The sequence below is a fragment of the Streptomyces sp. DH24 genome, assembly GCF_029813775.1.
Taxonomy (GTDB): domain Bacteria; phylum Actinomycetota; class Actinomycetes; order Streptomycetales; family Streptomycetaceae; genus Streptomyces.
On the sequence record NZ_JARVKW010000013.1, the window covers coordinates 86,930 to 109,532 of the forward strand.

The following is a 22,603-nucleotide window of genomic DNA, read 5'->3' on the forward strand; positions in this document are numbered from 1 at the left end:
CCCCCCGTTCCGACTCGCCTTCATTGCCTGCACCAGCCAATTCTTACGCCAAGTCACTCGTTCGGCCCAACAGCGACACGGTGCGCGACCGGCACATCCGTCACTTTCACGCCGCGCACCGGCACCGGGGCCCTGGCTAGGACCGGTCGGCCGAGGCCGGGCCCACGAGTTCCGTCAGGACGTCCTCCATGGTCACGAAGCCGATGACCTTGCCGCCCTCGCCGAGCACGGCGGCCAGGTGCCCGCCGTCGGAGCGCAGGGCGGTCAGCGTGTCGTCGAGCGGGGTGTCGATCCGGACCCGGGTGACCGGGTGCAGCGCGGTGCGCGGGAACGGGCGGTCCCGGTCGGTGACGCCGAGGGTGTCCTTGATGTGCAGGTAGCCGAGGAGGGTGCCGTCGGCGCCGGTGACGGGGAAGCGGGAGAAGCCGGCGCGGGCCGCCGTGCGCTCCAGGTCGGCCGGGGTGACGGTGTCGCCGACGGTGTGCATCCGCTGGACCGGCACGAGGATCTCGCCGACCGGCCGGGTGCCCAGTTCGAGGGCGTCCCGGAGCCGTTCGCCGTCGGCGGGGGTGAGCAGCCCGGCCTCGCTGGAGTCCACGACCATGCGGGCCAGCTGGTCGTCGGTGAACACGGCCCCGACCTCGTCCTTCGGCTCGACCCTGAGCAGTTTCAGCAGGGCGTTGGCGAAGGCGTTGATGCCGAAGATCACGGGCCGGAACGCGCGGGTGAGCGCCACCAGGGCCGGGGCGAGCGCCAGCGCGCTGGGGACGGGCGCGGCGAGCGCGATGTTCTTCGGCACCATCTCGCCGACCAGCATGTGCAGATACGTCGCCACGGTCAGCGCGATCACGAACGCCACCGGGTGCACCAGCGCGTGCGGCAGGTGCGCGGCCTCGAAGGCGGGCTCCAGCAGGTGGGCGATGGCGGGTTCGGCGACGGCGCCGAGCACCAGCGAGGACACGGTGATGCCGAGCTGGGCGGTGGCCATCATCGCGGAGAGGTGCTCCAGCGCCCACAGGGTGGCCCGGGCCCGTTTGTCGCCGTCCTGGGCGCGGGGTTCGATCTGGCTGCGCCGCACCGAGACGAGGGCGAACTCGGCGCCGACGAAGAAGGCGTTGGTGAGCAGCGTGAGCGCGCCGATGGCGAGCTGGACGGCGGTCATCGGGCGCCCTCCTGCGCGAATGGCCGCGCGGCGGACCGCGGTTGGGCGATGCGGACCCGGTCGGCGCGGTGGTGCTCGACCGCCAGGACCTCCAGCTCCCAGCCGTCGAGCGCGACGACGTCGCCCTTGGCCGGTATGCGGGCCAGGCGGGTGGCGATCAGCCCGGCCAGGGTCTCGTAGGGGCCGTCGGGCGCGGGGAGTCCGATGGCGGCGAGCTCGTCGAGCCGTACGCTGCCGTCGGCCTCCCACGCGGTGCGGCCGTCCCCGGTGGCGGGGCCGGCCGACAGGCCGGGGGCCTCGACGGGGTCGTGCTCGTCGCGCACCTCGCCGACGACCTCCTCGACGATGTCCTCGACGGTGGCGACGCCGGCGGTGCCGCCGTACTCGTCGATGACGACGGCCATGGTGCGGGCGGCCCGCAGGCGTTCCAGCAGCCGGTCGGCGGTCAGGGTGTCGGGCACCAGCAGCGGCTCGGTGGCCAGCTCGGTGACGGGGGTCACAGCCCGCCGGGCGGGTTCGAGGGCGAGGACGTCGCGGATGTGGACGGAGCCGATCACCTCGTCCAGGGTGTCGCGGTAGACCGGGAAGCGGGACAGGCCGGTGGCGTGCGACAGGTTGGCGGCGTCGGCGGCGGTGGCGTGCGCCTCCAGGGCCTTGACGTCCACGCGGGGCGTCATGACGTTCTCGGCGGTCAGCTCGCCGAGGTGCAGGGTGCGGACGAAGAGTTCGGCGGAGTCGGCCTCCAGGGCGCCCTCGGCGGCGGAGTGCCGGGCGAGCGCGACCAGTTCCTCGGGGCTGCGCGCGGAGGCGAGCTCCTCGGCGGGTTCGAGGCCGAAGCGGCGTACGCAGCGGTTGGCGGTGTTGTTCAGGTGCCGGATGAAGGGCCCGAAGGCGGCGGTGAAGCCGCGCTGCGGCCCGGCCACGACCTTGGCGACGGCCAGCGGCCGGGAGATCGCCCAGTTCTTCGGCACGAGCTCGCCGACGACCATCAGCACGACGGTCGACAGGAGCACGCCCAGCACGGTCGCCACCGAGGAGGCGGCGCCGCCCAGCCCGGCCGCCGCCAGCGGACCGGCGAGGAGCACGGCGAGGGACGGCTCGGCGAGCATGCCGATCACGAGCGAGGTGACGGTGATGCCGAGCTGGGCGCCGGACAGCTGGAAGGTGAGGCGCCGTACGGCCTTCAGGGCGCCGTCGGCGCCGCGCTCACCGGCCTCGGCGGCCCGCTCCAGGTCGCCGCGCTCGACAGTGGTCAGGGAGAACTCGGCCGCCACGAACACCGCGCAGGCGAGCGTCAGCAGCAGGGCGAGCAGAAGCAGCACGACTGGGGTCACCGTGCCACCCCCGCTCCCGGTCCGGCCACTGGTCGTGGACTGCGGGGGTTGGCACGGCTGGGACTGGGAGGCTCACCCATCGGGGGACCGTCGCTCCTTCTCGAAACGCTCACGAACTCACGCGACAGGGATCCGCGCTGTTCGCGGGACCGCCTGTCTCCCCACCTACTGTAAAGGAGTCGCAAAGAAGATCGGCAGTCCGGATTCGCTCCCGGCCGGGTGCCGGCCCGGCTCACCCCTCGGGGCTGAGCCCCTGTGCCGCGCGGGGCGGCGTCACCACCTGCGGGCGGCCGAGCGCAGGGCGATCCAGTCGTCGCCCACGCGCGCGTAGTCCATGGTCAGCTGCAGCCGCCAGTCCGCGCGCGAGCCGTAGAGGGTCGCGTCCGTGATGATGCGCCCGACGAGGCGCGCCGTGCCGCCGTCGGCGTCCGCGTCGACGGTCACGGTCTTCTCCTCCACCCAGCGACAGGCGAACTCCCCGGCCCGCACCTGGGCCAGCCACTCGTCCTTCGGCTGCTCGTCCCCCGTGACATGGGTGAGGGTGAACCCGTCGTCGAGCAGGGCGTCCAGAGCGTCCGTGTCGCCGTCGGTCATCGCCTGAAGCTGCGCCCGGTAGGCGTCGATGACCTCCTTGCGTGTCTTCAGGTCGGGTGAGGCGTTCATGTCGGCTCCGTCTCCCGCGGTCGTGTCACTCCGCCGAGGACTCCGGGACCCGGCGCGTGTCTGTCAAAAGATCATGCTGGTTGCCGCCGCCTCCCCGGCGCACGCCGCGCCGCACCGGCGGAGGCGTCGTGCACTCGGCCCAGACCGTCTTCCCGGGACCGACCCGGTCCGTCACTCCCCAGCGGGCCGCGAGCGCGTCGACAAGGAGGAGGCCCCGGCCGTGGTCGGCGTCGGCGGCGGGCACGGACCCGGGGGTCCCCCGGGCCGGTCGTACGGGGTGCGTGTCGGCCACCTCCACCCGGACGACGCCTCGCTCCTCGTCGTACGACAGGAACAGGGCGAAGTCCCGCCCGGGGACGCGGCCGTGCAGGACGGCGTTCGCGGCGAGCTCGGCGACGACCAGGACGACGGTGTCGTGCGCCTCGGTGCCACGGGGGTGCCCCCACTCGGCGAGTTGCTGCGCGGCCAGCAGCCTGGCGAGCCGCGCTCCGCGCCGCGTGGCGGAGAAACGCTGCGCGAACGTACGTACGGGGGACGGGATTCGGGTGCGTGGAGCTGGCATGGGGCCCACCCCGACGGGGGTCGGGCCCCGGTCGGCAGGCCCGCCGCCGATACAGATCGCGTTGTACTGGTTCACTCGCTGGACCGGGTCGGTCGCTGTGCGTGACCATGGCGCGGGCACAGGAAAGGTGGCGGCGATGGCGACGGACAACGGCGGCGGGGCGGGCGCAGGCGCGTGCGCCGGGGGCGGCGAGCCCGAACTCTCCGACAGTCTCAGGACGTTCGGCGCGGTCCTCAAGGCATTACGCGAGGAGGCGCATCTGACGCAGGAACAGTTCGCGCCCCAGGTGCGGTACTCGGTCGCCTACGTCGCCAAGATCGAGCAGGGCAAGCGGTTCCCGCCGAGGGACCTGCTGGAACGCTCGGAGTCGGTCCTGGGCCCGGTCGCGGGCCGGGTGCTGGCCGCGGCGGCCCGAAGCCTCACCCGGCGCGCGGGACTGGCGTCGTGGTTCCGGCAGTGGGCGGGGGTCGAGGAGGAGGCGATCTCCCTCTACACGTATGAATGCCGGGCTGTTGGTTGTTGCAGCCGGAGCCGTACGTCCGGGCCGTCTTCGACCGCAGGCTCCCGCCCGTCACGGAGGAACAGCTCGACCGCGAAGTGGCGGCCCGACTCGACCGCCAGCGCATCATCGCGCAGCGGCCCAACACCGCGTTCAGCTTCGTCATCGAACAAGCGGTGCTCGAACGGCACTTGGGCGGCCCCGAAGTGACGAAGTCCGTCATCGACCACCTGATCGCGATGGGCCGCCTGCGCAACGTCGAGATCCAGGTCATGCCGCTCCGCCAAGAGGATCACTGCGGAGTCGACGGACCCATGTATCTGGCCGAGACCCACGACCACCGTTGGCTCGGCTATACCGAGGGCCAGCGGTCGAGCAGCCTGATCACCGCCCCCAAAGACGTGAGCGTTCTGCTCCAACGCTATGGCAAGCTGCGCTCGCAGGCCCATGACTGCAGGGCCTCGGTGAGCTTGCTGGAACGGATGCGAGGAGCACTATGAGCACCCACGAACTGAGCTGGTTCAAGAGCAGCTACAGCGGAAGCGAGGGCGACAACTGCATAGAGATCGCCCTCCGCCCCGAAACCGTCCTGGTCCGCGACTCGAAGGACACGCGGCGGCCGGCGCTGGCCGTCTCCCGTGACGCCTGGTCGGCGTTCACGACCCTCGCGGCCGGCTCGCGCGCGTAGCCGTCGCCGCTACTCGAAGAACTTCAGGCTCCACCCCGTGTTGGTGTTCTCGCCCGGTACGTTGGCCCGGCTGTAGGTGGTGTTGCCCCACCAGCAGAACGAGCCCGTGTACCAGTAGCGGTTCTCCCAGGAGTACGGCGTGCCCTTCGGGACCGCGTGGAACATCGAGGGGAAGCGCGGTCCGGCCGGCGGGCTCGTGTTGATGTCGCCGTCGAGCAGGACGAAGGTGTGGTGGCCGGGGCCGTTGACGTACAGCGTCGGGTCCCAGCCGCGCATCATCGTCGCGGGGTTGGAGCCGAACAGGCAGCCGTTGGACTTGTACCAGTCCCACACGTACGTCGGGTCGCCGCCCGCACGCAGCCTCAGATCGGCCAGGCAGTACTGGTCGCTCCAGCTGCCGTTGGCCGAGTAGACGATGTGCAGCTGGCCGTTCGGGTCCTTGATCGCCTCGGGGGCCTCGTTGATGAACGGGTTGCCGACGACCCGCTCCCAGCTCTCGCGGGGCTGCGAGATGACGTAGCGGGCGCCGGTGGGCGTGGTGGGGCTGCTCATGCGGGCGATGTAGAGGTTCTGCTCGACGTTGGTGTCGCCGGCCCAGCCGGACCAGACGAACCAGCGCTGCCCGTTGAAGGTGAACAGCGTTCCGTCGATGGCCCACTTGTCGTCGGGCAGGGCGAGCTTCGACTCGGAGGTGTATCCGGAGTCGGGTGCGGCGGAGTGGATGACGTACATCCGGTGGGCGGCGCCGCGGCCCGCCGCGAAGTAGATGTAGTAGCGACCGCCGTCCCGCACGATCTCGGGGGCCCAGACCTCGCCGAGATTGCGGGTGTCCGACCAGACCTGCCGGGCGGGGGCGGCGGCGAGTCCGTCGGTGGACGAGGCCTGGCGCACCACGATGCCGGCGCCGGTCGACTGCACGGAGATGTAGGTGCCGCCGACCCGCAGGACGCTCGGGTCGGCGGCCCGCATCGTGGTCTGCCCCGCCCGCGCGGGCTCGGCGGACGTCAGCGACATCCCGGCGGCGAGGACACCGGCCATCAGGAAGGCCGCCACGCCGGAAAGGCAGCGGGTAAGTCTCGGTTTCACGGCAAGCACCTGCACTTCCACGGCGGGCCACATTGACGGTTCATGACAGAGCGGTACTGAGAGCGCTCTCGCAGCATCGCCACTTGCAGCGAACATGTCAATGGATGGCGGGGTGGTGAGCCGCTGTTCCAGCACCTTCAGCACCGCCGGGGCCAGCCGCACCGGCGTGGGCCGGGCGTCCGGCCCACGCATCCTCGCGCCGCCGCTGCCGATGCGCTGCCCGGACGCGAGAACGCCCCTTCGTCATCGCCGGCCGCACCGCGAAGACGGTGAACACACGCCGCGTCCCCCGTCACTTCGACGCACGCCGCCGGACCCCGGTCGGCACTGCTCAGACGGGCAACGCGTGCAGCTTCCTGCCGTGCAGGGCGAACACGTGCGTCCCGTCGGTGGCCACCAACCACGCGTGGTAGTCACCGGACTTGTCGTTGAACCTCCAGCGCACGGCACCGGTCTTCGCGTCGATGGCGATCACTCCACCCTGCTTGTCGAGGTCCGTGGCCGCGTACAGGACACCGCCCACCTTCACGTACTGCCGGGGCACCGTGAGATGCGCTTCGGCGAGCGCCTCCGACTCCCAGATCTTCTGGCCGGTACGGGGGTCGAGAGCCCGCATCGTGCGGTCGCTGTCGGCGATGTAGAGCACGTCGTCCAGGACGGCCGGCTCCTTGAAGGCGATGTAGCTCTCGGCCGTCTCCACCGACCACTTCACCGAGCCGTCGGCCAGGCTGAAGGCCTGCAGCGTCGGTCCCTGCGGAACGATCACCAGATCCTTGTGCACCGCGAAGAAGCCGTAGTTGGTCTTGGTGGTCCTGTGCGTCCACACCTGCTTGCCGGTGGCGGTGTCGCGCACCGTGAGGTTCTTCTTGAAGTCGGTGTAGACGAGGTGGCGGCCCTCGACATGGGCGTGGACGCCGTTCTGCTCGGTGCCGAAGTCCCGCTGTTCCTTCCACGCAAGCCTGCCCGTACGGCTGTTCAGCGCGGCGATCAGGTTGGTCCTGGACGAGCCGTCGTCCTCGAGGATCTCGGCGATGACGTACACCTGCTCGTCGTCCACGGCGATCGGTGCCGGCTGCCGGTAGTCCTTGCCCAGGTGGCTGCGCCAGGTCTCCTTGCCCGAGGCCGGGTCGTAACCGGCGACGCTGCCGTCGTACTTGGCGCTGGCCAGGTACAGCGTGCCGTTGTCGAGCAGCATCGGCGCTCCGGGGACCGCGCCGTCCTTCAGCGACCACTGTTCCTTGCCCGACGCGGCGTCCAGCGCGGCCAGCGGGTCGCCGCTGGCGATCACCACGCCGCCCGCGGCCACGAGTTCGTCGTTGTCACCGTAGGTCTGCGCGGAGGTCGTCCTGGTCCACACCGGCTCGGGGGCCCGCCCGTCCTTCCCGACACCGTCCGCGCCGGGCTTCTCACCGCCGCCCGGCTCGTCGCCACCGGACTCCGCACCGCCGGAGCCCACGGCATCGGAGCCGCTCTCGCGGCAGCCGACGGCGCCCGCGGTCAACACGGCCGCCATGAGCCCGCCACCGGCCAGCCGCAGCGCGCGCCGCCGGTTGAATCCGTGACTGGGCACACCGCCTCGTCGCACGACCATGTCTCCGTACCCCCGTGAAATCGCCGGACCAGGAATGTTCGCGGGCCGACGCCGCAGCGACACACGACCCCACGGCCAGGAACGCTAACCGCCGCCACACCCCGCAGGGCTCCCCGGGCTCGATCCGGGACAGCTTCGTGAACCAATCGGGACACCGGACCGACGGGCGAGCCGCGCAATCGGCCTCCCTGCGGGCGCCGACGAGCCGCAAGACCGCACGGCTGGTCGTCGAGCGCGGCCGGGAGAGGCGTCCGTCTCACCGGTGTGCTCGGGCAGTTCGCCAGTCCGGCGCTGCCGCGCGAGGGAGCCGATACGGGCCGGCCAAGGCTTCGACCGCCTGGTCGAGGCCGTCGCCGCGCCGGCGGCAGTCGCGGAGGTTCTCGCAGGGCCTCACCCGGGCGACGACGTGCGCGACACGGGCACCGACGAGTCGCCGCTGCGGCTCACGTGTGCTTCGGCGAGCAGAAGGTAGCTACTGGCGGTCCAGGTGTAGGCGCGGTCCCGCAGGCCCGTTCCGGTCAGGGCATCGAAGTTCTCGGCGAAGCCATGGTTCTCGCACAGGGCGCGGAAGCGGGCGCTGATCTCGTCCGCCAGCCGGTGCTGCCCGGCGCGGCGCAGCCCGTCCTCGACGAGGACCGTGGCGGGGGCCCAGATCGGGCCGCGCCAGTAGCCGTCGGAGAGGTAGTGCGGGGAGGCCGGCAGTTCGGTGGCCAGTCCGTACGGGGTCAGGTGGGCCTCGATGCGGGCGGCCAGCACGCCGCTGACGTCATCCGGCAGATGCTCGCCCAGCACGATGGGCATCAGGTCGAGGAGGCTGGAACTGTGCCAGGTGTTGCCGCTCCCGACTCCTCGGGCGACGAACCGGTCGCCGTTCCAGAGCTGGTCGAGCATCGCCGCCTGCGTCGCCTCGGCGGCCCGCGTCCACCGATGGACGTCCTCCGGTTTGTTCAAGTGCGTTGCCAGTTCGGCGAGTTCGCGGAGCTGGAGGACGAGGAAGGCGGCCAGGTCCGCGGTGACGACCACGCGTTCGGGGTCGAAGGTGGTGGCGTTGTCCCAGCCGCTGTCGTTGCCGTGCTGGTAGTGGGGCAGTGCGGCCCCGGGCGCACGTCGACTGGTGAGCCAGAAGTCCGTCCAGCGTGCCAGCCTGTCGTACGTCTCGGCCAGCTCCGCCGGGCCGGGTGGCACGGTCAGCCGGCGCCGCAGGTGGCCCAACGCCCAGCCATGGACGGGCGGTTTGACGAAGTTGCGGAGAACCTCGGAGTGGGTGACCGAATCGGGCAGTGCCCCGGTCCCGTCCTGGTGGTCGAAGGGCAGGTGATACTGGTCCCACGCCAGTTCGGGCTGTCCGGGTGCCAGGGCCAGGGCGTTGAAGCAGTGGTCCCAGCTCCAGACCTTGTCCATCCAGTGCTTGGACATGAGGACGCCGGGCCGGGTGACCAACCCCGTCGGGTGGACGGTCGCGGACCACACGACGTAGGCGGCGAGTTCGGCGGCCGGGGTGGCGGACGACCGCCAGGGGGCCACCGTGTCGACGAAGTCCGCGAAGGAGCTCTGCGCGGCTTCGACGATCTTGTCGAAGGCTGCCGTCCGGGCGTACGCGGGGCGGGCGGTGTCGAGTTCCTCGATCGCGATCTCCCAGGGGCCGTCCGCGTCGGCGGCGACGGTCAGGCCGCGGTCGCCGCTGCCCAGGGCCTGGCTGCCGAACGTGTCGGTGACCGTGCCGGAGAGCACGGTGACGCGGTAGCGGCGACCGGTCTCGTACGAGGTGAACACGTACGCGTCCACCGACGCGTCGTGGAAGAAGTAGGTGCCGCTGAACGGGGTCAGCGTCCGGGCCGCCGCGGAGACGCGCAGCGGCAGCCCCGCACCGCGCAGCCGCACCGTGTCCGGCGACTCGTAGGCGAGGTCCACACGGCCGGCGGCGGCGGTCCAGCTCAGCAGGCCCGGAGTCGCCGCCACGCGGGTCCCGGCCCGCTCCCCCGTCGCGGCGTCCAGCGGCACGAGGCTCACCACGGCGTGCATGCCGTTCTGGTGGGAGACGAGGTGGAGGTCCTCGGCCCAGGTCTTCTCCGCCAGCACCGGGGAGATGTCGAACCAGGAGCCGTACGTGCTGAACGGGATGTCCTGGACGGAGAAGGCCGGGCCGGATCGGGCGGCGGTCATGAGATGTCACTCGTTTCTCGGGCAGGGGGCCGGCGGGCGGCACGGCCGTGGCGAGGGGGAAGGAGCGGGGAAAGGGGTCAGTCCTTGACGGCACCGGCGGTCACACCGGCGGCGACGTAGCGCTGGGCAAGGACGAGGATGACCGCGGCCGGCAGCGAGGCCACGACCGCGGTGGCCATGATGGCGTTCCACTCCTGGTTGTTGTTGCCGATGTAGTGGTAGATGCCGAGGGTGATCGGCTCGTGGGGGCCGCCGTTGACCAGGGTTCCGGCGAAGACGAAGTCAGACCAGGACCACAGGAACGCGAACAGGGACACCGTGACGACGGCGTTGCGGCTCATCGGCATGACGATCGACCAGAAGGTACGCAGGGGCCCGGCGCCGTCCGTCTTCGCCGCCTGCATCAGCTCGCCGGGGATGCCGGACATGAACGCGGTGAAGATGAGCACCGCGAAGGGAACGGCCAGGGTGGAGTCGGCGACGATCAGGCCGGGGACGGACTGGAGCAGACCGAGGCCGAGGTAGATGGCGTAGAAGCCCATCGCCATGATGATGCCGGGGATCATCTGGGCGACCAGCAGGACGAAGCCGAGGAGGCCGCCGCCGCGCGGGCGCAGCTTGGCCAGGGCGTAGCCGGCCGGTGCGGACAGGGCCACGGTCAGGACGACGGTGCCCAGGCCGATGACGAGGCTGGTGCCCAGGTAGGGCAACTGCTCGGCGAGGACGGTGCGGTAGCCGTCCAGGGTGCCGTCGACGGGGAACAGGTCCGGTGGGCTCTTGCGCATGTTCTGGTCACGGGTCAGGGACACGTTCAGCATCCAGTAGACCGGGAAGAGCATGATCCCGGTCAGCGACAGACCGACGGCCGTCTTTCCCCAGGTGCGCGTGCGCCTTCCCCGGGTGTGCGTGGTGTTTCCCCGGGTGTGCGTGGTGTTTCGGTTCATGACCATCCCTGCTTTCGCTGCACCCGGATGTACACCAGGCCGAAGACCAGGGCGGCGACCACCAGCAGGTTGCCGACGGCCGCGCCCGGGCCGAAGGCGGGGAGCTGGTTGCCGAATCCGAGTTGGTAGGACCAGGTGGCGAAGGTGGTGGAGGACTCCGCAGGGCCGCCCTTGGTCATGATCCAGATGATGTCGAAGACCTTGAGCGTGTAGACCAGGCCCAGGAGCAGGGTGATCGCGGACACCGGGCGCAGCAGCGGGAAGGTGATGCTCCAGAACCGCCGCCAGGCGCCCGCCCCGTCCAGGGCCGCGGCCTCGTACAGCCCTGCCGGAATGGACTGCAGGCCGCTGTAGAGCACGACGAGGTTGAACGGTACGCCGATCCAGATGTTCGCGATGATCACCGAGGTCAGCGACCAGCTCGGCGAGGTCAGCCAGTTCACCGGGGCGATGCCCATCCCGTGCAGGGCGGCGTTGACGATGCCGGAGTCGCTGTTGAGCATCCACGACCAGGTGGAGGCCGACACGATCAGGGGCAGCAGCCAGGGCACCAGGAACAGGGCCCGCAGCGTGGCGGAGAGCCGGAAGTGCTGGTGGAAGAAGACCGCGAGCGCCAGCCCGATGACGTACTGGAAGGCCAGGCACACCACGGTGAACAGGACGGTGTGGAGCAGGGCGGGGAGGAAGGTCGCGTCGGCGAAGACGGTCCTGTAGTTCTCCAGGCCCGTGAACGGGGCATCGCCCTGGACGAAGGAACGGACGGTGTAGTCGCGCAGGCTCAGGTCGAGGTTGCGGTAGAGGGGATAGGCGTAGAAGAGAACGAGGTAAAGGGTCACCGGGGCGAGGAAGGCCCAGGCGGCCCACTGCTGGGAGACGGGGCGGCGCCGTTTCCGGGACGGTGCGGCAGGGGCCGCCTCGCCGGGGCCGGTCTCGGACCCGGCGAGCGGCACTTGTGTCATGTGACTCATCACGGACCCTGGCGTCCGGCTACTTGACGGCGGACTGGGCGGCGGCGAGCGCGTCCTTCGGGGACTTCGAGCCACTGAGGGCGGACTGGACGGCCTTCCACAACTGCTCGGAGATCTTCGGGTACGTGGTGCCCAGATTGTCGCTGGTGCGGCCCTTGGCCGCCTTGACCGCGTCCACCCACGGCTTGAGCTCGGGGTCGGCCGCCATCTGCTTGCCCTGCACCTCGGTGGTGGGGGCGACGTAGGAGAGGGTGGTGTCGGTGTCGTACAGGTTCTGGGTGCTGGTCAGACAGGCCGCGAGCTTCTGCGCGGTGGCGTAGCGGCCGGTGTCGCCCTGCACCGGGAGGGTGACGAACTCGCCGCCGGTCGGGGCCGCGGCGCTGCCGCCGTCGGCGCCCGGTATGGGCAGGACGCCGTAGTCGAATCCCGCCTTCTTGGCGTTGGCGAGCTGCCAGGTGCCGTTCTCGGCGAATGCGTAGTCGCCGGTCGCGAACTCCTGCCAGCTGGTGGTCTGGGTGTTGTTGAGCACGGAGTTGGGGGCGTAGCCCTTGTCCAGCCAGTCCGTCCACAGGGACAGCGCGGAGACGGCCGCGGAGGAGTCGATGTCGGTCAGTTCCGCGCCCGAGCCCCAGAACCACGGCAGGAACTGGAAGCTGCCCTCCTCCGTGCCGATCGCGGAGAAGGTGATGCCCTTCTTGCCCGCCTTCTTGACCTTCGCCAGCGCCGCCGTCATGGTCGGCCAGTCCTTGACCGAGGCGATGTCCACCCCGGCCTCCTTCAGGACTTCCTTGTTGTAGTACAGGGCAAGGGTGTTGGCGCCGATCGGAGTGCCGTAGGTCTTGCCTTCCAACTGGCCGGCCGCGAGCAGGTTGGGGTTCACGTCCGAGGTGTCGAGCTTGTTCTCTTCGGTGGTCGTGAGGACGCCGGCCTCGGCGAGGGTCGACACCACCGGGTTGTCGACGATGAGGAGGTCCGGGGAGTTGTCCTGCTGCGCGGCAAGGAGTGCCTTGTTCGCCAGGTCGCTGGTGTCGAAGCCGGTCCGCTTGATCCGCACGTCCGCCTCGGCGCCGCAGGAATCGAGGAGCTTGCTCCAGGCCGAGCCCTTGGCGAACTGCGGGTAGGGGTCCCAGACGGTGTACGTGCCGTCGTCGGCGCCCTTCGCCCCGGTGCTTCCCGAGCCGCAGGCAGTGGCGCTGAGGGCGACGACCAGGGCGGTCGCAGCCGCGGTCGTCAGACGGCGCTTTCTGGCGGAGCTGTTCATCGCGGGTTCCTTTGTCTTGAGCATGCGGGTGCCGAGGGCGGTGAGCAGAGGGAGAGCGCGGGCATGCCGAACGGCGCGGGTGACCGGTTCGGGTGTCCCGTGGCCTGGCGCGCGGCGGCGTGGGGTCTGGGGCCTGGGACCTGGAGTGTGGGGCGTGGGGCGTGGTCAGGGCGTACGGGACCCGGTGTCCGCCGGGGGTGTTGCGCCGACCGGCCCGGTGCTGGCCCGCAGGGAGACCGGTGGCACAAGGAGGTGGTGCCGGGGCGGTGCGCCGGGATTGTCGAGCCGCTCGACCAGGAGGTCGACGGCGAGACGGCCCAACTCCGCCGCCGGTACGTCCGCCGCGGTGAGCTGCGGGGTCACCGTCTCGGCCCAGCGGCTGGCCACGACACCGGTGACGGAGAAGTCACGCGGCACATGGCGGCCGGCCTCGACCAGCCCTCGGTAGAGGCCGCCGAGCGCGGCCTCGTTCAGGGTGACCAGGGCCGTGGTGGCCGGATCGTCGCGCAGGATCTGTTCCAGACACGTCTGGCCCGAAGCGGGGTCGTCCCCGCAGCAGTACGTCCGGACCGTCAGCCCGCGCTCGGCGGCGGCCTTCGTGAAGCCGTCCAGACCGCGGTGCGCGGACTCGTACCCGCTCCGCAGCAGTTGCTCGGGGCGGTTGACGAAGGCGACCCGGCGGTGGCCGAGGTCCGCCAGATGGTGCACGCACGCCTCCACCAGCGCGGTGTGGTCGAGGCCCGCCCACCAGCCGCCCTCGGGACGCGCGGTACGGCCGATGGCGACGAACGGGAAGTCCACGGCGGCCAGATGGTTCACCCGGTCGTCCTCAAGGCGGATTTCCATCAGGATCGCGCCGTCGACCCGCCGCTCCCCCAGCATCCGCTGGAAGGAGCGGTCGCTGTCCACGCCGCTGGGGGACAGCAGTACGTCGTAGTCGCAGGCCGCAGCGGCCTCCACCACGCTGCCGATGAAGTCCAGTTGCATGCCCGTGTAGTGGTTCCCGGCCGGCGGGAAGACCAGCCCGAGCGTGCTGGTCCGCCCGTTGGCCAGGGCGCGGGCGCTGGCGCTGGGTTGGTAGCCCAGCTCGTCCACGACCTGCTGGATCTTCCTTCGGGTGTCCTCCGAGACGGGACGCTTGCCGCTCAGCGCGTAGGACACGGTGCTCCGCGAGACACCGGCCCGGCGGGCGATCTCACCGATGTTCACGGCGACTCCTTTGTCGAACCGGTTCGCATGGAGCGAAGGTAGGAACCGCCGGAGCGGCTGTCAATACTCGGGACGCACTTCGCCAAACCCCACCAAGGGAAGAGGAAGTTCCTTGCGTCGGGGGGATTGCTGGCCGCTTTGCCCGGTGCTAGCTTCGCCGAACCGGTTCGATGAAGCGATCCCTCCGGCGAACCGACGGGGCAAGAACCCCCTGGACCCGATCCGCACCCTCCCCGGAACCCGGAGCCCGGAGCCCGTACCCGGAGGCCCGTACCGGAACCCGGAATCCGGAGCCCGGGACTGCCTTTCCGCTCCCTGGAGCGCAGCTGACCGAACGGGTTCGGCGTACTCCTCCCCAGCCTCTCCGCACGGGAACGGCACGTGGACGAGCCGCCGACCGAGGAGGGCCGACCGGAACCCCTGACTGAAGGATTGAGGACGCCATCCATGCCATCCGCTGACAGATCCGCCCGGCGCCGGAGCTCGGCCGCCGTGGCCCTGACTCTCGGCGCGGGCCTGCTGGCCACACCCGCCGCGCCCGCGCAGGCGGCCGACGCACCCCGGCCTGCCGCCCACTACACCTTCGACCAGGACGACCTCGCCTCCGGAAGGATCAGCGACAGTTCCGGCAACGGTCTGACCGCGAGCCTGCTGAACGGTTCCACCGCGCGGTCCGTCACCGGCGCCGGCGGAGGCAAGGCGCTGGCCCTGCCGGGCGGGGCGCCCACCTCCGACGGCGCCTACGTCCGCCTGCCTCGCGAAGTGGTCGGCGCGGCAAGCGACTTGACTGTGTCCATCCGCGTGAAGTGGGGCGGCGACAAGTCGGCCTGGCAGCGGATCTTCGATCTGGGCACCAACAACACGAAGTACCTCTTCGCCACCCCGTCCACCAACAGCGGCGTGCTGCAGACCTCGGTGACCACCGGCGGAGGAGGCGCGGAGGCGCAGACACGCGGGTACGCGATGCTGCCCGCGGACGAGTGGCGGACGGTCACCGTCACCCTCGACTCCACCGCGGGCCGGGTCACCACCTACCTCGACGGTGTGGTGGTCTCCTCCGCCGCGACCGGCATCAAGGCCAGGGAACTGCTCGACACCTCGGCCACGGCAGCCGGCTACATCGGCAGGTCCTTCTATCCGGACCCCCTGTTCAAGGGCGCCATCGACGACTTCACCGTGTGGCACGCGGCGCTCAGCGCCGAGCAGGTGGCCGGAACGGTCGCAATCCTGCCCACCCTCAAGGAGCTCTCGAAGACGTCCTTCGAGGTCCGTACGACGTCCGGGACCGCTCCGTCCCTGCCCGCCGCCGTCCGCTCCTCCTTCTCCGACGGCTACGACCGCGACACACCGGTCACCTGGGACGACGTACCGGCCGACAAGTACGCCCGGCCGGGAACGTTCACCGTGGCGGGAACGGCAGCCGGGCGCACGGTGCGGGCGACCGTCACCGTGGTCCGCGAGGGACAGCTCACCGTCGACCTCGGCTCGGACACCGGCGCGTTCCACGGCGGCGCCTCCGGCACCCTCTACGGCGTGTACGGACCGGACGTCCCCACCAACAACCTCATGGAGGGCATGGGCCTGCGCACGGTCTCCACGAAGGCGCAGGACGGCCCGCAGCACCCGGGCGCCGACGCCCTGGAGGTGGTCAAGCCGCTGGCCGACTCCACCGACGGTGACGTGTACATCTACATGACCGACATCCACCGCGGCTTCCCGTACCAGTGGCCGGGCGACACCCCCGAACAGAAGCTCAAGCTCTACCGGGAGAAGATCGTCAAGCAGGTCGACCAGGTCCTGCAGCTGCCGAAGGAGTACCAGGACAACATCGTCTTCGTGCCGTTCAACGAGCCCGAGGGCAACATGTTCGGCACCGGCGAGTGGAGCTACAACAAGGTCAGCTGGCTCAACGACCCGGACGACTACTTCGCCGCCTGGGACGACTTCCACCAGCTCATCAAGGGCAAGATGCCCGAGGCCCGCATCGCGGGTCCCAACACCAGCATCCTCTTCGACCAGGTGAAGGGTTTCCTCACGCACGCCCAGGCCGCCGGTACTCTCCCGGACGTCATCACCTGGCACGAGCTGAGTCACCCGGAGGCGGTGCGCGAGAGCGTCGCCAAGTACCGGGCGTGGGAGAAGGACCTCTTCAGGGGCACCGCCGAGGAGGGCACCCGACTCCCCGTCAACATCAATGAGTACGCGTTCAACTACCACACCTCCGTGCCCGGCCAGATGATCCAGTGGGTGTCCGCGATCGAGGAGTCCAAGGTGGACGCCGACATCGCGTACTGGAACATCGACGGCAATCTCTCCGACTCCGCGGTGCAGTCCAACCGCGGCAACGGCCAGTGGTGGCTGCTCAACTCGTACGCCTCGATGAGCGGGCACACGGTGAGGGTGACCCCGCCGTTCCCGGGCGAGAACTACACCATGCAGGGCGTCGCCACGCTCGACGAGAAGAAGAAGCAGTCCCGGCTGCTGTTCGGCGGGTCCACCGGCAAGGGCCACATCACCTTCGACAACGTACCGGAGAAGATCTTCGGCGACCGGGTGCACGCCTGGGTGCGGGAGATCGAGTGGAGTGGCCAGCTGGGAGACTCCCCCGGGCCGCAGCTGCTCGCGGAGCAGGACGTGCGGGTCGGCGACGACGGCACGGTCGTCTTCGACTTCGGCGCCGGCGGACTGCCGAAGCTGAAGGAGTCCTCGTCGTACGAGATCGTCCTCAGCCCGGCCGGGAAGGCCGCGGGCACGCAGTCACCGTCCACGCGCTGGAAGTCGTCGTACGAGGCGGAGGACGCCGCCCACACCGGGTCCGGTTACTCGAAGAACGGCCCGGAGGGTTCGCCCCGGGACGTGTCGAAGTTCTACACCTCCGGCGGCTACGACGTGGGGGGCCTGCGCACCGGCTCGGACCTCGCGCTCGACTTCACCGTGGACGTCCCCGAGGACGGCACGTACGACCTGAGTGTCTTCGCCAACTCCCTCAACACCTTCGACAGGGTGAAGGAACAGGGCCCCACCAACGTCTTCCTGCGCGTCGACGGCAAGGCGGACAGCGAGCAGGAGCTGCACCTGCCGCTCGGCTACAAGTGGGTGGTGTGGGACCACGCCGACACCAAGGTGAGGCTCACCAAGGGCAGGCACACCCTGACGCTCGCCGCGAAGAGCGCCGACGGCAAGCGCGCCACCCAGGGCGACGCCATCGTCGACCGCCTCGTCCTCTCCCTTCCCGGGGCTTCGGCCACCACCCAGGTGTACGAGGGCGAGCTGGCCTGGCTGGGCGGCGGGGCACAGCCCAGGTACACGCTGCCGAAGCAGGCCGGAGCCCCCGCCACCGGCTCGGGCGCGGTCCAGCTCGACAAGGGCCAGACCGCCACGTTCTGGGTCCACTCACCCGCCGACCGCGAGGCCACCCTCAAGGTCGACACCCTCGGCAGCGCGAACGCCCGGCTCGCCGTCAACGGGCACGATGTCCTGCGCCTGTCCCAGGGCAGGAACAGCGTGGCGGTCTCCCTTTCGGGAGGCGTCAACAAGGTGACGGTGACCGGAGGTTCGTCCAGCACGCTCGTGGACCGGCTCACGGTCACGCCCACCCGGGGCGCGCTTCCGACGCGTACGTACGAGGCGGGCGACGCCGAACTCGCGGGCTCGGCCACGCTCGCCCCGCTCTCCCTGGCCACCGGCAACACGGCCGTCACCGGAATCGGCGGCGAACCCGGCAACGGCAACACCGCGACGTTCACCGTCGGCGCCGACCGGGCCGGCCTGTACGCGCTGCGCGTCCGCTACTCCAACCCCGAGCAGTCCGAAGCCACCCACTACAACCCGGACCCGCTCGCCCGCCACGCCGACATCACCGTCAACGGCGGCGAGACACGGCGCGTCGGCTTTCCGCACAGCTTCCACCGCAACAATTTCTGGGAGCTGACCATCCCGGTCCACCTCAAGAAGGGACAGAACACGGTCTCCTTCAGCTCCGAGGAGTTGCCGAACTTCGACGGCACCACCTACGCCTCGGACACGTTCCCCGGCGTGCTGCTTCGCTCCCGCTACGCACCGCTGATCGACCGGATCACCGTCGCGCCGTACGCGCGGGAGGTGCGATGAGGTCCTCACCTCCCGCGCCACGGTGACGCGCACGGGAGCCGGGTAACAGGGACGCCATGACCCTCACCCTGCCCGGCAGGGCGCACCCGCACGACCATCGATACCGCAAGCAGGCGCCCGGGACCGACACACTCGGCGGTCCCGGGCGCCGGCCTGCCCGCCCGCCCTCGTGCGGCATGACCGAAACCCCGAGTGCCACCGGCGTGAACGGGGCTCGGACGTCGTGACGCACCGGACGCCACCGGCCCCTGCCGGACCCGAGTCAGGAGCCGGCACCGCTCACGGAACCTCATTCCGTCCCGTGCCTCACGACGTCGAACGTCAGGAAACGGGGAACCAGGCCGACAGGCGCTTGGCAATGGCCGGTACATCGATGTTGTCCTGCGCGACGTCCTCGACGAACGGGCCGGCGACGGAGACGAATGGCGGAACGGTACTGGCGCTGACGCCGTTGAACCGCAGGAAGACACGCATGGCAAGCCGGGCGGTGCGCTCGTTGCCGTCGATCAGCGCGTGATTGCGGGCAACGGAGTGCAGCAGTGCCGCCGCCTTCTCGTGCAGCGTGGGATACAGCTCGGCCCCGAACACGTTCGTCCGGGGCCGTTCGATCGCGGACACCAAAAGCCCCGATGCGAGGTGATACCAGCCACTCACGACCTCGGACCACGGCGCCGTCCTTCGTGGCCCGGCCGGGCCGACCACCTGGAATACAGAGCAGCCGGTCAGAGGCCCTTTGCCGCAGGCTCCAAAATCGCCACGCACTCCACGTGCGAGGTCATCGGAAACAGATCGAACGCCCGCAGCGTCCGCACCCGATACCCGCCGTCCCGGAAGTAGGCGATGTCCCGGGCCAGCGCAGCGGGATCGCACGCGACGTACGCGATCCTCCGCGCCCCCAGCGACGAAAGGTGCGCCACCGTCCTGCGGCCCGCGCCCGCGCGTGGCGGGTCGAGGACGATCAGGTCGACCTCGGTGATGCCGGTGCGCGGCAGGACGGACTCGACCTTGCCCTGTTCGATGCGGACGCGCGGGAAGTCCGCGAGGTTGTGCCGGGCGTCCTCCACGGCGCGCTTGCCGGACTCGATGCCGAGCACCGCGCCCTGCTCGCCGAGGCGGTCCGCGAGGGCGCCCGCGAAGAGGCCGACGCCGCAGTACAGGTCGAGCGCCATGTCGCCCTTGCGCGGCAGCAGGCCCTGCATGACCGCCGTGACCAGGGTGTCCGCGGCCTTCGGATGGATCTGCCAGAAGCCGCCGTTGCCCACCCGGTAGGTGCGGCCGTCGGCGCGCTCGCGGACGAAGGGGCGGCCGTGGACGCGGTGCACGCCGCCGTCCTTCTCGTCGACGCGCAGGACGGAGACGGGGCGGTCCAGCTCCACCAGCGGCAGGCGGGCGCCCGGCTTCGGCGTGAGGATCACCTGGCGGTCCTGGGAGCCGCTCGCCGCGATCGCCTCGACGGAGTCCATGCCCGTCCAATCGTGCTTCTCGATGCCCAGCTCGCTGACGCCCTCGGCGGCGATCATGCAGTGGTCGATCGGCTGGACCTCGTGCGAGCGGTGCTTGCGCAGGCCCGCGCGGCCGTCGGCGGTCACCGCGTACTGCACGCGCGTGCGCCACGACGGGACCTGTCCGGCGGGGAGCTTGTCGCCCTCGGCGGGCACGACCGTGCCGTCCCAGCCGGCCTCCTCGGGCGTGAGCCCGGCGAGCCGCTGGAGCTGTTCGGCGATCACCTCGCCCTTGAGCCGGCGCTGCGCTCCCGGCTTGGCGTGCTGCCAGTCGCAGCCGCCGCAGCGGCCGGGGCCGGCGAACGGGCAGGGCGCCTCGATGCGGTCCTTGGACGCCTCAAGGATCTCGACCGCGTCGGCGCGCAGGAAGCGGGCGCCCTCCTCCCCGTCGGTGACTCGCGCGACGACCCGCTCGCCGGGCAGCGCGTGCCGGACGAACAGCACCTGGCCCTCGGACGTACGGGCGATGCAGTGGCCGCCGTGGGCGACGGGGCCGATCTCGACCTCGTACTCCTCCCCCACCAGCGACTTCTTCTCTTCTGCCTGCATGGCGGGGTGACTCCACAACATCGAGGGGGTGTACGGACGGCGGTCCCGGCCGGCCGGTGTGGGCCGGCCCGGACAACAGCCCACCAGTCTACGTGGACGAGGAGGACTCCTTCGTCCGCTCCTGGGCGGGACCGCGCCGCACCGAGCCCGGCGCGTTCCAGTCCTGCCGCTTGCGGGCGCGCTTCTTGGCCACCTCGGACGACTGGAGCTGGTACGGCACCGAGGTCACCATGACGCCCGGCGTGAACAGCAGCCGGCCCTTGAGCCGCAGCGCGCTCTGGTTGTGCAGCAGGTGCTCGTACCAGTGGCCGACGACGTACTCGGGGATGATCACGGACACGGCGTCGCGCGGCGACTCGTTGCGCAGGCTCTTGACGTACTCGATGACGGGCCGGGTGATCTCGCGGTAGGGCGAGTCCAGCACCTTCAGCGGTACGTCGATGCCGCGCCGCTCCCATTCCTCGCGCAGCGCCTTGGTCTCGGCGGGGTCGACGTTGACGCTGAGCGCCTCCAGGGTGTCGGAGCGCATCAGCTTGGCGTAGGCGAGGGCGCGCAGCGTCGGGCGGTGGATCTTGGAGATCAGGACGACGGAGTGGACGCGGGAGGGCCGGACGATGTCGTCGCTCGGGCCGTCGGGCGCGGCGATCTCCTCGGCGACGCGGTCGTAGTGCTTACGGATCGCCGTCATCGTCGCGTAGAAGATCACCATGCCGAGCAGGGCGACCCAGGCGCCGTGGGTGAACTTGGTGACGAGGACGACGATGAGGACGAGGCCGGTGAAGAAGGCGCCGAAGGTGTTGATCGCGCGGGATCGGATCATGCGGCGGCGCTTGGCCGGGTCCTTCTCGGTGGCCAGGTGGCGGTTCCAGTGCCGGACCATGCCGGTCTGGCTGAGCGTGAACGACATGAACACGCCGACGATGTACAGCTGGATCAGGCGGGTGGAGTCGGCGCCGTAGATCCATACGAGGAGTGCGGCGGCGCCGGCGAGGAGCACGATGCCGTTGGAGAAGGCGAGGCGGTCGCCGCGGGTGTGCAGCTGGCGCGGGAGGTAGCGGTCCTGGGCGAGGATCGAGCCGAGCAGCGGGAAGCCGTTGTAGGCGGTGTTGGCGGCGAGGAACAGCACCAGCGCGGTGGCCGCGGCGAGCATGATGAACAGCAGGCTGCCCTCGCCGAAGACGGCCTCGGCGACCTGGGAGATCACCGGGTGCTGCACGTAGTCCGGGCCGACCGGGACGCCGTCGCGGAACAGGTCGACGGCGGGTTTCTCGGCCATGCGGACGTTGGTCGCCATGGCGAGGGCGATGATGCCGCAGAACATGGTGACGGCGAGCAGGCCCATCAGCGCGAGCGTGGTGCCCGCGTTCTTGGACTTCGGCTTGCGGAAGGCGGGCACGCCGTTGGAGATCGCCTCGACGCCGGTGAGCGCGGCGCAGCCGGAGGAGAACGCGCGCAACAGCAGGAACAGCAGGGCGAATCCGGCCAGTCCGCCGTGCTCGGGCTTGATCTCGTAGGAGGCCGTCGGTGCGCGCATCTCGTCGCCGAGGACCAGTCCGCGGAAGGCGCCCCACGCGATCATGGTGAAGACGCCGGCGACGAAGACGTACGTGGGGATGGCGAAGATCATGCCGGACTCGCGCACGCCGCGCAGGTTCATCAGGGTCAGCAGCACGATCACGCCGATCGCGCAGGCGACCTTGTGCTCGACGACGAACGGGACGGCGGAGCCGAGGTTCTCGATGCCGGAGGAGATTGACACGGCGACGGTGAGCACGTAGTCGACGAGCAGGGCGCTCGCGACGGTGAGGCCGGCCTTGGGCCCGAGGTTGGTGTTGGCGACCTCGTAGTCGCCGCCGCCGCTGGGGTAGGCGTGGACGTTCTGCCGGTAGGAGGCGACCACGGTGAACATCAGCACGACGACCGCGAGGGCGATCCAGGGACTGAAGTGGTAGGCCGACACGCCCGCGATGGACAGGACCAGCAGTACCTCTCCGGGGGCGTACGCGACGGAGGACAGCGGGTCGGAGGCGAAGACCGGGAGGGCGATGCGCTTCGGCAGGAGCGTTTCCCCGAGCCGATCACTGCGCAGTGCGCGCCCGATCAGAATCCGTTTGGGCACGTCGGTCAGTTTGGACACAACAGAGGATCGTAAGCCTTCGAACAGGGGCCTGCCCACCCGCCACCCCCATCGGACGGCCCTCTGCTCTCCGGGTGAATTCCGGGTGCTCCGCGGCTGCGGATTCCGCAGGTCCCGGCGTCGGCATGCCTATATGACAAAACCCCGTCCCTTGACCGGCCGTTGCCGCACCCGG

The 22,603-nt window shown here is 70.5% G+C and carries 16 protein-coding genes and 1 pseudogene; 3 read left to right on the forward strand and 14 right to left on the reverse strand.

The genetic code is table 11. The features are described from left to right. Positions 1-136: 136 nt before the first annotated feature. The 4 genes from QC282_RS13290 to QC282_RS13305 all read right to left on the reverse strand — a co-directional run bounded on the left by QC282_RS13290 (position 137) and on the right by QC282_RS13305 (position 3,721). Positions 137-1,162, reverse strand: a complete 1,026-nt coding sequence (locus QC282_RS13290; protein ID WP_279549514.1) for a hemolysin family protein — start codon at positions 1,160-1,162, stop codon at positions 137-139. Further along, positions 1,159-2,496 (reverse strand): hemolysin family protein, encoded by a 1,338-nt coding sequence (locus QC282_RS13295; protein WP_279549515.1) that lies wholly within the window; start codon positions 2,494-2,496, stop codon positions 1,159-1,161. Before QC282_RS13295 ends, QC282_RS13290 begins: the two co-directional genes overlap by 4 nt. Positions 2,497-2,769: 273 nt before the next feature. Continuing rightward, positions 2,770-3,159 (reverse strand): nuclear transport factor 2 family protein, encoded by a 390-nt coding sequence (locus QC282_RS13300; RefSeq protein ID WP_279549516.1) that lies wholly within the window; start codon positions 3,157-3,159, stop codon positions 2,770-2,772. Between the two features lie 25 nt (positions 3,160-3,184). After that, the gene (locus tag QC282_RS13305) at positions 3,185-3,721 is read right to left on the reverse strand and encodes an ATP-binding protein (protein WP_279549517.1); all 537 of its coding nucleotides are present in this window, start codon (positions 3,719-3,721) and stop codon (positions 3,185-3,187) included. A 136-nt stretch (positions 3,722-3,857) separates the two neighbouring features. On the opposite strand from QC282_RS13305, the pseudogene QC282_RS13310 reads away from it, so the two are divergent. Both QC282_RS13310 and QC282_RS13315 read left to right on the forward strand, forming a co-directional pair. Beyond that, positions 3,858-4,720: pseudogene (locus QC282_RS13310) on the forward strand (Scr1 family TA system antitoxin-like transcriptional regulator). After that, the gene (locus QC282_RS13315; protein WP_279549518.1) at positions 4,717-4,908 is read left to right on the forward strand and encodes a DUF397 domain-containing protein; all 192 of its coding nucleotides are present in this window, start codon (positions 4,717-4,719) and stop codon (positions 4,906-4,908) included. The pseudogene QC282_RS13310 and the gene QC282_RS13315 overlap by 4 nt, the downstream one beginning before the upstream one ends. A gap of 9 nt (positions 4,909-4,917) precedes the next feature. Here QC282_RS13315 and QC282_RS13320 read toward each other — a convergent pair whose 3' ends face one another. The 7 genes from QC282_RS13320 to QC282_RS13350 form a co-directional block, all read right to left on the reverse strand. After that, positions 4,918-5,946, reverse strand: coding sequence for a glycoside hydrolase family 43 protein (locus QC282_RS13320; RefSeq protein WP_279549574.1), 1,029 nt, complete (start codon positions 5,944-5,946; stop codon positions 4,918-4,920). Positions 5,947-6,325: 379 nt separating this feature from the next. Continuing rightward, positions 6,326-7,507: a PQQ-binding-like beta-propeller repeat protein gene (locus QC282_RS13325; protein ID WP_279549575.1), complete on the reverse strand. Its 1,182-nt coding sequence runs from the start codon at positions 7,505-7,507 to the stop codon at positions 6,326-6,328. A 468-nt stretch (positions 7,508-7,975) separates the two neighbouring features. After that, positions 7,976-9,748 (reverse strand): amylo-alpha-1,6-glucosidase, encoded by a 1,773-nt coding sequence (locus QC282_RS13330; RefSeq protein ID WP_279549519.1) that lies wholly within the window; start codon positions 9,746-9,748, stop codon positions 7,976-7,978. A 77-nt stretch (positions 9,749-9,825) separates the two neighbouring features. Continuing rightward, on the reverse strand, positions 9,826-10,587 hold the full coding sequence (locus QC282_RS13335) for a carbohydrate ABC transporter permease (RefSeq protein ID WP_279549576.1): 762 nt from the start codon (positions 10,585-10,587) through the stop codon (positions 9,826-9,828). A 101-nt stretch (positions 10,588-10,688) separates the two neighbouring features. Next, positions 10,689-11,651 carry a sugar ABC transporter permease gene (locus tag QC282_RS13340; protein ID WP_279549520.1) on the reverse strand — a complete coding sequence of 321 codons (963 nt, stop codon included), beginning with the start codon at positions 11,649-11,651 and terminating at the stop codon, positions 10,689-10,691. A 28-nt stretch (positions 11,652-11,679) separates the two neighbouring features. Continuing rightward, positions 11,680-12,921, reverse strand: a complete 1,242-nt coding sequence (locus QC282_RS13345; protein WP_279549521.1) for an extracellular solute-binding protein — start codon at positions 12,919-12,921, stop codon at positions 11,680-11,682. A gap of 165 nt (positions 12,922-13,086) precedes the next feature. After that, complete coding sequence (locus QC282_RS13350; protein ID WP_279549522.1) at positions 13,087-14,130, reverse strand: LacI family DNA-binding transcriptional regulator; 1,044 nt, start codon at positions 14,128-14,130, stop codon at positions 13,087-13,089. A 492-nt stretch (positions 14,131-14,622) separates the two neighbouring features. On the opposite strand from QC282_RS13350, the gene QC282_RS13355 reads away from it, so the two are divergent. Next, positions 14,623-18,240: a LamG-like jellyroll fold domain-containing protein gene (locus tag QC282_RS13355; protein ID WP_279549523.1), complete on the forward strand. Its 3,618-nt coding sequence runs from the start codon at positions 14,623-14,625 to the stop codon at positions 18,238-18,240. Between the two features lie 321 nt (positions 18,241-18,561). On the opposite strand, the gene QC282_RS13360 is transcribed toward QC282_RS13355, so the two are convergent. The 3 genes from QC282_RS13360 to QC282_RS13370 form a co-directional block, all read right to left on the reverse strand. Then, entirely contained in the window at positions 18,562-18,894 is a 333-nt protein-coding gene (locus tag QC282_RS13360; RefSeq protein ID WP_279549524.1) for a type II toxin-antitoxin system death-on-curing family toxin, read from the reverse strand. 68 nt (positions 18,895-18,962) lie between these two features. Then, positions 18,963-20,291 (reverse strand): class I SAM-dependent RNA methyltransferase, encoded by a 1,329-nt coding sequence (locus QC282_RS13365; RefSeq protein ID WP_279549525.1) that lies wholly within the window; start codon positions 20,289-20,291, stop codon positions 18,963-18,965. 88 nt (positions 20,292-20,379) lie between these two features. Next, positions 20,380-22,428, reverse strand: coding sequence for an APC family permease (locus QC282_RS13370; RefSeq protein ID WP_279549526.1), 2,049 nt, complete (start codon positions 22,426-22,428; stop codon positions 20,380-20,382). Positions 22,429-22,603: the final 175 nt, after the last annotated feature.

What these genes read in the sequence shown, in the direction of transcription:
- QC282_RS13325 (WP_279549575.1), bottom strand. Translation starts at nt 7,507, where the DNA reads ATGGCGGCCGTGTTGACCGCGGGCGCCGTCGGCTGCCGCGAGAGCGGC.
- QC282_RS13290 (WP_279549514.1), bottom strand. Translation starts at nt 1,162, where the DNA reads ATGACCGCCGTCCAGCTCGCCATCGGCGCGCTCACGCTGCTCACCAAC.
- QC282_RS13340 (WP_279549520.1), bottom strand. Translation starts at nt 11,651, where the DNA reads ATGACACAAGTGCCGCTCGCCGGGTCCGAGACCGGCCCCGGCGAGGCG.
- QC282_RS13365 (WP_279549525.1), bottom strand. Translation starts at nt 20,291, where the DNA reads ATGCAGGCAGAAGAGAAGAAGTCGCTGGTGGGGGAGGAGTACGAGGTC.
- QC282_RS13300 (WP_279549516.1), bottom strand. Translation starts at nt 3,159, where the DNA reads ATGAACGCCTCACCCGACCTGAAGACACGCAAGGAGGTCATCGACGCC.
- QC282_RS13335 (WP_279549576.1), bottom strand. Translation starts at nt 10,587, where the DNA reads ATGCTCTTCCCGGTCTACTGGATGCTGAACGTGTCCCTGACCCGTGAC.
- QC282_RS13320 (WP_279549574.1), bottom strand. Translation starts at nt 5,946, where the DNA reads ATGGCCGGTGTCCTCGCCGCCGGGATGTCGCTGACGTCCGCCGAGCCC.
- QC282_RS13330 (WP_279549519.1), bottom strand. Translation starts at nt 9,748, where the DNA reads ATGACCGCCGCCCGATCCGGCCCGGCCTTCTCCGTCCAGGACATCCCG.
- QC282_RS13305 (WP_279549517.1), bottom strand. Translation starts at nt 3,721, where the DNA reads ATGCCAGCTCCACGCACCCGAATCCCGTCCCCCGTACGTACGTTCGCG.
- QC282_RS13345 (WP_279549521.1), bottom strand. Translation starts at nt 12,921, where the DNA reads ATGAACAGCTCCGCCAGAAAGCGCCGTCTGACGACCGCGGCTGCGACC.
- QC282_RS13315 (WP_279549518.1), top strand. Translation starts at nt 4,717, where the DNA reads ATGAGCACCCACGAACTGAGCTGGTTCAAGAGCAGCTACAGCGGAAGC.